Consider the following 9138-nt stretch of genomic DNA (forward strand, 5'->3'; position numbering starts at 1 on the left):
CAATCGGAGCGGCGGGCAAAAGCCGTTAAGAAAAACACCCGTGCCGCCGTTTGAGGCCCTGTAAGTTTCCACGGGCCAGGCATGACAGTGTTTTTTAGGCTTTTGAACGACGCGACTTCCCTGTCTGGGTCCAGGGGTCTCCCCTGGTCGTTAGGGAGGGTAGGGAGTCCAGAGGGCCTAGGGAGGGGGAGTCGAAACCCCCTCCCTGGCCCTCTGGCCCCAGCGGAGCGAACAAAAGGGAAAAGAAAAGAAGTGTTAAAGGCAAGGCGGCAAAGTTTTTGTTTATTTATGATCTAAACCCACCCTCCGCCCATTTAATGTGTCCCCCTGTCGCTGCGCGACATCCCCCTTCGGGGGAACAGACCGCAAAGCTACCGCCCCTAAAAAGCTCTAAACCAAAAACAACCCCCGCCCAGAGATGGACGAGGGTTGTTATTTTTAGGTTTTCAGGGCGTACCGAAGGTGGAAAAACAGGCTACACAAAACCTCGGACTCACCAGGGCGCAGCCCGGGAGCCTTATAAAGCGGCTGTAAGTTTACCGCCGGCAGGGCCTTGTGAAGCCCACAGCAGTCCCCGGTACCAGGTGAAAAGCTTTTTGGTTACTTTTTCTCGAAAAAGTAACTTAATACATGCCGCCCATGTCACCGCCGGCGGGAGCAGCGGGAGCCGGGGGTTCCGGCAGATCGGCCACCAGGCTCTCGGTGGTCAGGACCATCTCAGCCACCGATGCGGCGTTCTCCAGAGCCGAACGGGTCACCTTGGTGGGATCGACGATGCCTGCGGCAATCATGTCCTCCACAAAGACCTCGTTCTGAGCGTCGAAGCCGTAGTTGGGCTTGCCGGCAGAGACGATCTTGTCGATGATGACGCTGCCCTCCAGGCCGGCGTTCAGGGCAATCTGGCGCAGAGGTGCCTCCAGAGCCTTCAGGATGATGCGGCCGCCGGTCTTCTCGTCACCCTCCAGGGTGTCGCACAGAGCCTTGACGGCAGGGATGGCGTTGATGGGAGCGGTGCCGCCGCCGGCGACCACGCCTTCCTCCACAGCTGCCTTGGTGGCGTTCAGGGCGTCCTCAATGCGCAGCTTCTTGTCCTTCATCTCCACCTCGGTGGCAGCGCCAACCTTGATGACAGCCACGCCGCCGGCCAGCTTGGCCAGGCGCTCCTGCAGCTTCTCGCGGTCGAAATCGCTGGTCGCGGTCTCGATCTGGCTGCGGATCTGGCTGACGCGGGCCTGGATGGCGTCCTTGTCGCCGTAACCGCCCACGATGGTGGTGTTCTCCTTGCTGACCTTGACCTGACGTGCACGGCCCAGCATCTGCAGGGTGGCATCCTTCAGCTCATAGCCCAGGTCGGCGGAAATCACGGTGCCGCCAGTCAGAGTGGCGATATCCTGCAGCATCTCCTTGCGGCGATCGCCGAAGCCGGGAGCCTTGACGGCCACCACGGTGAAGGTGCCGCGCAGGCGGTTGACGATCAGGGTGGACAGAGCCTCACCCTCGATGTCCTCGGCAATGATCAGCAGCTTCATGCCGTTCTGGACGATCTGCTCCAGCAGGGGCAGCAGGTCCTGAATGACGCTGATCTTGCGGTCGGTGATCAGGACGACGGCGTCGTCCAGCACGGCCTCCATCTTGTCGGTGTCGGTGACCATATAGGGGCTCAGGTAGCCGCGGTCAAACTGCATGCCCTCGACGATCTCGCTGTAGGTCTCGGCGGTGGCCTTGTTCTCCTCGATGGTGATGACGCCATCGGCAGTGACCTTCTCCATGGCCTCGGCAATCAGCTTGCCGATCTCGGGGTCGCCGGCAGAAATGGTGCCGACGCGGGCGATATCATTGGCGCCGTTCACCTTCTGGCTGTGGGCCTTGATGGCCTCCACAGCGGCGGCCACGGCCTTGCTCATGCCACGGCGGATATCCATGGGATTGGCGCCGGCGGCCACGTTCTTCATGCCCTCGTTCACCATGGCCTGGGCCAGGACGGTGGCGGTGGTGGTGCCGTCGCCGGCGGCGTCGTTGGTCTTGGTGGCGACTTCCTTCACCAGCTGGGCGCCCATGTTCTCAAAGGCGTCCTTCAGCTCGATCTCCTTGGCGATGGTCACGCCGTCGTTGGTGATGACCGGGGCGCCGTACTTTTTGTCCAGCACCACGTTGCGGCCCTTGGGGCCCAGGGTGATCTTGACGGTATTGGCCAGGGTATCAATGCCGGCACACAGTGCCTTGCGGGCTTCCTCGCCCTGCTTAATCTGCTTTGCCATAAGGTATCTCTCCTTTTCAATCAAAAGCGGCTGCGCCGCGAAATGGTCTTATTTTGCAGTGAAAGGGATGACTTACTCCTCCACGATGGCCAGAATGTCGCTCTGGCGCACGATGGTGCACTCCTCGCCGTCCACCTTGACCTCGGTGCCCGAGTACTTGCTGGTGAGGACCTTGTCGCCCACCTTCACGGTCATGACGACTTCCTTGCCGTCCACGGTGCCGCCGGGGCCCACCGCGATCACCTGGGCCACCTGGGGCTTCTCCTTGGCGCTGCCGGTCAGGATGATGCCGCTCTTGGTGGTCTCCTCGGCCTCCACGGTCTTGATGACAACACGGTCTGCAAGAGGAATAATCTTCATAAGTCTTGCCCTCCTATTTAAAAACTCATTGATAACATCTTTGGGGGGAAGGGTTCAGGGAACCGCTTCCCGCTTAGCACTCTGTTTCCCTGAGTGCTAAGAGTATTGTACTCATCTTGAGGGGAAAAATCAAGGGCTTTTGCCCATTTTTTTGTTAAGTTTTTATGACAAAATGCCAAAACGGCCCTGCGCCGTTCCAAATCAGCGCAGAGCCGTCTGTTTTTACCGTGCCGCGGCGGCGCGGGCGGCGGTGAACCGCTCGTAGGGGCCCCGGGGCAGCACAATCCGGCCCGCCCCTGGCCGCACCGAAATCTCCAGCTTGTCCACCGGCGCGCACTCCCCGTCCGCCGTTGCGATGACGGGGCCCCGGCCGTCGGCCAGGGTGATGGTGAGCCGCTGCACGCGCCGGAAAATCAGGTAGGGCGCCAGGTCGGGGGCCACCTCCTCCCCGGCAAAGTGCAGGCCCTTTTTGTACCGGCTGAGCAGGCTGAGGATTTTCAGCCGGCTCACCTTCCGCACCGCCACCAGTTCCAGCCATCCGTCGTCGGGGCAGGCGTTGGGCGCCGCACGGAAGCCGCCGCCGTAATCTTTGGTATTGCAGACGGCGCACAGCAGCACGTCGTCCTCCAAAGTCTGGCCGTCGGCCTCAAACCGCATCCGCCGGCCCAGCGGCCCGCAAATCTGCTTGACCGCCGACAGCAGATAGGCCGCCTCGCCGTGAAACAGGGGATTTCTGCGGTAATCGGCGGCCCCCAGGGCCACCTGGGCGTCCAGGCCGGCGGCACACACCGCCGCCGACAGGCCCAGGCTGGTGTCCATCAGGTCGATGGGCACCTCCCCGCCCGCCAGCTGGGCGTCCAGGTCCAGAAACTCCTCCTTCACCCCGAAGGTGCGGAGAAAGTCGTTGCCGCTGCCCGCCGGGATGCAGCCTACCGCCGCATTGGGGTAAGGGCTGGCCCCGGTGAGGACTTCATTAAAAGTGCCGTCCCCGCCGGCGGCAAAAATCCGGACCGGCTCCCCGGAGCGGGCCGCCTGGGCCGCCAGGAGCCGGGCGTGGCCCTTGTATTCGGTGCGGCGGATCTCCCAGTCGGACGCCGGAACCCCCGCCCGGTCCAGCGCCGCCCGGGCCGCACGGTCCAGCAGGGCGGTGCGGTCCTGACGGCCCGCCGCCGGGTTGAGCAAAAACAAATAGCGCATCGATGCCTCCCATGGCCTCCCGCCGCGCGGGAGGGTGATGGCACCAGTATACCGTTTTGGGCGGGGTTTGTAAATCCGGTTTTTGCCCTTGACAGAGCCGCCCCGCCGTGCTATCCTATCCCTGAAAACAACGGAAAGGGGTGGAAGGATGCGTCACTTTGCCTGCTGAGGATTGAAACCGCGCGGCCGGGCCGGATTGGGCCATGCTGCGCCTGCCTGCAGGAAAAGTGTACCCATCCCTCCCCCCTTTGTGCTTTGCATAGGGGCAGTGTCTGCCATGTCCGGCCGCGGGAGGTGTTTCCTGCGGCCTTTTTGCTTGCTCAAAGGAGGTCTGCCCCATGGCACAAATTTCCATCGAACATCTGTCCTTCTCCTATCCGTCCAGCTTTGACCCCATTTTCACCGACGTCAGCCTCACCCTGGACACCAGCTGGAAGCTGGGTTTCGTGGGCCGCAACGGACGGGGCAAAACCACCTTTCTCCGGCTGCTGACGGGCCAGTACGAATACAGCGGCCGCATCGTCTCCCCGGTGGGGTTCGACTATTTCCCCTTCCCGGTCCCGGCGCCGGAACGGCCCGCCGCCGAGGTCCTGGCCCCGCTGTGTCCCGATGCCGCCGGCTGGCAGCTGGAACGGGAACTGTCCCTGCTGGGGGTGCATCCCGGGGCGCTGGACCAGTCTTTCGCCACCCTCTCCAACGGGGAACAGACCAAGGCCCTGCTGGCCGCCCTGTTTCTGCGGGAGGGGCGGTTTCTTCTCATCGACGAGCCCACCAACCATCTGGACGCCGCCGCCCGGGCCAAAGTGTCGGCCTATCTGGGGCGGAAACAGGGTTTTATCCTGGTATCCCACGACCGGCGGTTTCTGGACGGGTGCGTGGACCACATTCTGGCCCTGAACCGGGCCGGCATCCAGCTGCAGAGCGGCAATTATTCCGCCTGGCAGGCCGGCTTTGACCAGCAGCAGGCCCGGGAACTGGCCCAAAACGAAAAACTGAAAAAGGACATCCGCCGTCTGGAAGCCTCGGCCCGGCGCACCGCCCTGTGGGCCGACCGGGTGGAGGCCAGCAAGATCGGGGCGGCGGACAAAGGGTATGTGGGCCACAAGGCCGCCAAGATGATGAAGCGGGCCAAAACGGTGGAGGCCCGCCAGCACAAGGCCATGGAGGAAAAGGCGGCCCTGCTGAAAAATCAGGAGACCGCCGAGCCCCTCCGGCTGGCCCCGCTGGTCCACTTTGCCCCCACCCTGGCGGCCTTTTCCGACGTGACGGTCTGTTACGACGGGCGGAGGGTCTGCGGGCCGGTGAGCTTTGAGGTGACCCAGGGCAGCCGTGTGGCCCTGTGCGGCGGCAACGGCAGCGGCAAAACCAGCCTGCTGCGGCTGCTGGCGGGGGAAAACGTCCCCCACACCGGCACGGTCACCACCGCCCCGGGACTGGTGATTTCACAGGTGCCCCAGAACGCCGCCGGTCTGGCCGGCAATCTGCGGGACTACGCCCGGGCCGAGGGCCTGGACGAAAGCCTGTTCAAAGCCATTCTGCGGAAGATGGATTTTTCCCGGGTCCAGTTCGAAAAGGACATGGCCGGCTTTTCCAGCGGGCAGAAGAAAAAGGTGCTGCTGGCCCGGAGTCTGTGCCAGCGGGCCCATCTGTACCTCTGGGACGAGCCGATGAACTTCATCGACTTGTACACCCGCCTGCAGCTGGAGCGGCTGCTGGGAGAAACCAGTCTCACCCTCCTGTTTGTGGAGCACGACGCCGCATTCCGGGAGGCCATCGCCACCCGGACAGTGAACCTGTAACCTTTTTATACAGTGGCGGTGTCGTCGGCAATGAGCATCACGCTGCCGTCGGCGGAACAGTCGGCGGTATAGCGGGCGCCGGGCCGGGCCGAGCCGGATGCGATCCGGTCGGCCAGGGCCTGTTCCACCGCACGGTCCACCTGGCGTCGGAGTTCCCGGGCCCCGTAGGGACTGGCGGCTTTGGACGCCAGGGCCTGGCACACCCCGGCGGTATGGGTCAGGGTATAGCCGCTGCGGGCGGCCCGCTGTTCCAGCTGGCCCAGCAGGCGGTCGGCGATGCGGCACAGGCTCTCGGCGCCCAGGGGCCGGAACACAATCATTTCGTCCAGGCGTCCCACCAGCTCGGGCCGGAAAAAGCCCTTGGCCTCGGCGATGGCGGCGGCCGACTGCTTTTCAAAGGCGGCCTCCTGGCCGGCGGCAAACCCCAGGGGCGCAGACTGGCCCGCCAGGAACCGGGCCCCCAGGTTGGAGGTCAGCAAAATAATGGTGTTGGTGAAATCCGCCTTGCGGCCCATGGAGTCGGTGAGGCAGCCGTCCTCCAGAATCTGCAAGAGAATATTCTGAATATCCGGATGGGCCTTTTCGATCTCGTCGAACAATACCACGCTGTAGGGACGGCGGCGCACCGCCTCGGTGAGCTGGCCGCCCTCATCGTGGCCCAGGTAGCCCGGAGGCGCACCCAGCAGCCGAGCCACCGTGTGGGATTCCTGGTACTCGGACATATCGAATTTCAGCAGGGCCTTTTCGCTGCCGAACCAGCTGCGGGCCAGGGCTTTCGACAGGGCGGTCTTGCCCACCCCGGTAGGCCCCAAAAACAGCAGCGCCCCAATGGGCCGGCCCGGCTCCCCCAGTCCGGTGCGGCTGCGCCGGATGGCGGCCGCCACCGCCGCCACCGCCTTGTCCTGGCCCACCACTTCCTGGCCCAGACGGAATTCCAGCAGGGCCAGACGTTCCCGTTCGGCCTCCCCTACCCGCTCGGCGGGGACGCCGCTGGACCGGGCCACCACCTGGGCCATGTCCTCCCGGGTGAGGGCGGGGGCGGTACGGCCCTCCCGCTCGGCCCGGATGCGGGCCGCCGCGCAGGCCTCATCCATCAGGTCGATGGCCTTGTCGGGCAGGCTGCGGCCGGGCAGGTACCGCACCGACAGTTCCACCGCGTCGTCCAGGGCATCCGGCGATATCAATACCCCATGATACCGCTCATACCGCGGCGCCAGCCCCGCCAGGATATCCCGGGCCTGGGCCGGGGTGGGTTCCTCGATCTGGACCCGCCCAAACCGGCGTTCCAGGGCGGGGTCCTTCTGGATATGGGTGCGGAATTCCTGATTGGTGGTGGCGCCGATCATCTGCAGTTCCCCGCGGGCCAGCACCGGTTTCAGGATGTTGGCGGCGTCGATGGCGCCTTCCGCCGCGCCCGCACCCACGATGGTATGGAACTCGTCCACAAACAGGATCACCCCGCCGTCCCGCACCAGTTCTTCCAGCAGGCCCTTGAGCCGTTCCTCAAAGTCGCCCCGGTATTTGGTGCCCGCCACCAGACTGGCCATATCCAGCGCCAGCAGACGCCGGCCCTGGAGGGCCCGGGGCACGTCCCCCGCCGCGATCCGCTGGGCCAGGCCCTCGGCCAGGGCGGTTTTGCCCACCCCCGGCTCCCCCACCAGGCAGGGGTTATTCTTCTGGCGGCGGCAGAGAATCTCGATCATCCGGTCCAGCTCCTTGTCCCGGCAGAACACCGGGTCCAGGTCGCCTTCGGCGGCCCGGCGGGTCAGGTCCCGGCAATATTTATCGCTGGCCCGGCTGCCTCTGGGCACGCTGGCCGACGCCCGGGGCTGAATGGGCAGGGTCAGCTGGCCCGACAGCTGGCGGCATTCCCGCACCGCCTCGCTGAGCTGCACCCCCATGGACGCCAGCATCACCCCCGCCGTACAGCCTCCATCCTCCAGGATGGCGCAGAGCAGATGCTCCGGCTCGGCCTTGGGCTGGCGGGCGTTCTGGGCGTCGATGAGGGCGTAATCCATGGCCCGGCGCAGTTCCGGGGCCACGTCCTGACGCCGCAGCCGCCGCGGCGCGCCCTGACGTCCATCCGCCACCTGGCGGCGGACCTCCTGTTCCCGAATATTCTTGCCGGCCAGAAACCGGCTGGCCGGGCCCCGGTCCTGCTGCAATATCGCCAGCAGCAAATGCCCCGTATCCGCCCGGCTGCACCCGAAATTCCCCGCCAGCTGGACGGTGCTCTCCAGCACCTGTTCCGCCTGGCGCGAAAAACCTTTGCCCCATCCTGCACTGAAATGTTCCAAGAATCCCATGGCCTGCTCCCATCCCGGCGTTGTTCGCCGCTTCGTCAACAACTCCAGTATAGACCGGTCGGGCGGAAAAAAATCAGCTGTTTTTGGCGCAGGAACCCAAACCGGGCAAACATAGGCTTTTCCGGGCAGCAAAACCGGGTTGACTGCCCCCGGGCCCGGGTTCACTGCATCCACCTGGGGCGGCATCTGCTTTTTTCACGTCAGGTCGTCTTTCAGGCCCAAAAGATAATCCGCGCTCACTCCATAATACCGGCACAGGGTCACCAGGTGCCGGATGGGCAATTCATTGGCGCCCCGCTCATAGCGGGCATACATGGTCTGGGAAGTGCCCAGCACCTGGGCAATCTCCCGCTGGGTTTTATCGCGGTCCTCCCGCAGGTCCCGCATCCGCTTGATATACTCCATCTCCATCCTCCGTTTCCCTTGGATGGACAAAGTATAGGTTAATAAACATCTTTACTATTGACTTTAGTAAACATTTGTACTAAAATTCAAATCAGCCCAGATTCATCCGTCATCACAAGGGAGGGGTCCGACATGGGGATTCTATCTGCGCTGCTCCAGTCCGTCCGCATTTACTGGGTCTTTTATCTCTACAGCATGGACTGGCTCCTAACCGAGGTGCTGTAAAGGGAAACCCCCGGGTACACACTGTATCCGGGGGTTTGGTATGCCATTGCTGGGCAGCCCTACCCTTTAACACTCTATTTCTTTTTCCTCTTTGTTCGCTCCGCTGGGGCCAAAGGGCCAGGGAGGGGGTTTCGACTCCCCCTCCCTAGGCCCTCTGGACTCCCTACCCACCCTAACGACCAGGGTCTGAACCCTGGACCCAAAAGAAGTGGTCGCGGCGTTCAAAAGCCTAAAAAACACTGTCATGCCTGGCCCGTGGAAACTTTCAGGGCCTCAAACGGCGGCACGGGTGTTTTTCTTAACGGCTTTTGCCCGCCGCTCCGATTGAGACCACATGCCCGCCCCAGCGGGCTGGTGGTTCGGTGAGTCTTTTGGTGCTGTAGGGCGCACACTTTGAAACTGCTACGCTCTACCCTTTTTATCATCTAAACCCACCCAGCCGCCCAGTAGCGGAACCCCTGCGGCCTATGGGCCTGTCCTCTTGCGCTTAGCCAATTTTCCCAGCGGGCGGCGGTGCGCCCTTGTGAAAATTGGAGCGCTGCGCCAGCCTCGCCTCCCTGTTTCGTTCACTGAACGCGGTCGGCTCGG

Annotated in this window: 6 protein-coding genes; 1 reads left to right on the forward strand and 5 read right to left on the reverse strand. The window is 63.6% G+C overall.

Features of this window, described 5'->3' with window-relative positions; genetic code table 11:
• Nucleotides 1–623: 623 nt before the first annotated feature.
• From groL to B5E67_RS14775, 3 genes are all read right to left on the reverse strand, one after another.
• On the reverse strand, nt 624–2258 hold the full coding sequence (gene groL / locus B5E67_RS14765) for a chaperonin GroEL (RefSeq protein ID WP_087385859.1): 1635 nt from the start codon (nt 2256–2258) through the stop codon (nt 624–626).
• A gap of 72 nt (nt 2259–2330) precedes the next feature.
• Nucleotides 2331–2618 carry a co-chaperone GroES gene (locus B5E67_RS14770; RefSeq protein WP_087249353.1) on the reverse strand — a complete coding sequence of 96 codons (288 nt, stop codon included), beginning with the start codon at nt 2616–2618 and terminating at the stop codon, nt 2331–2333.
• A 222-nt stretch (nt 2619–2840) separates the two neighbouring features.
• Nucleotides 2841–3815 (reverse strand): diacylglycerol kinase family protein, encoded by a 975-nt coding sequence (locus B5E67_RS14775; protein ID WP_087385860.1) that lies wholly within the window; start codon nt 3813–3815, stop codon nt 2841–2843.
• A gap of 338 nt (nt 3816–4153) precedes the next feature.
• Here B5E67_RS14775 and abc-f point away from each other — a divergent pair, with 338 nt between their 5' ends.
• Nucleotides 4154–5614 carry a ribosomal protection-like ABC-F family protein gene (gene abc-f / locus B5E67_RS14780; protein ID WP_087385861.1) on the forward strand — a complete coding sequence of 487 codons (1461 nt, stop codon included), beginning with the start codon at nt 4154–4156 and terminating at the stop codon, nt 5612–5614.
• 5 nt (nt 5615–5619) lie between these two features.
• On the opposite strand, the gene B5E67_RS14785 is transcribed toward abc-f, so the two are convergent.
• Nucleotides 5620–7920, reverse strand: coding sequence for an ATP-dependent Clp protease ATP-binding subunit (locus tag B5E67_RS14785; protein ID WP_087385862.1), 2301 nt, complete (start codon nt 7918–7920; stop codon nt 5620–5622).
• A 195-nt stretch (nt 7921–8115) separates the two neighbouring features.
• Nucleotides 8116–8325 (reverse strand): helix-turn-helix transcriptional regulator, encoded by a 210-nt coding sequence (locus tag B5E67_RS14790; RefSeq protein ID WP_087249369.1) that lies wholly within the window; start codon nt 8323–8325, stop codon nt 8116–8118.
• Nucleotides 8326–9138: the final 813 nt, after the last annotated feature.

Source organism: Faecalibacterium sp. An122 (assembly GCF_002160895.1).
GTDB lineage: Bacteria > Bacillota > Clostridia > Oscillospirales > Ruminococcaceae > Faecalibacterium.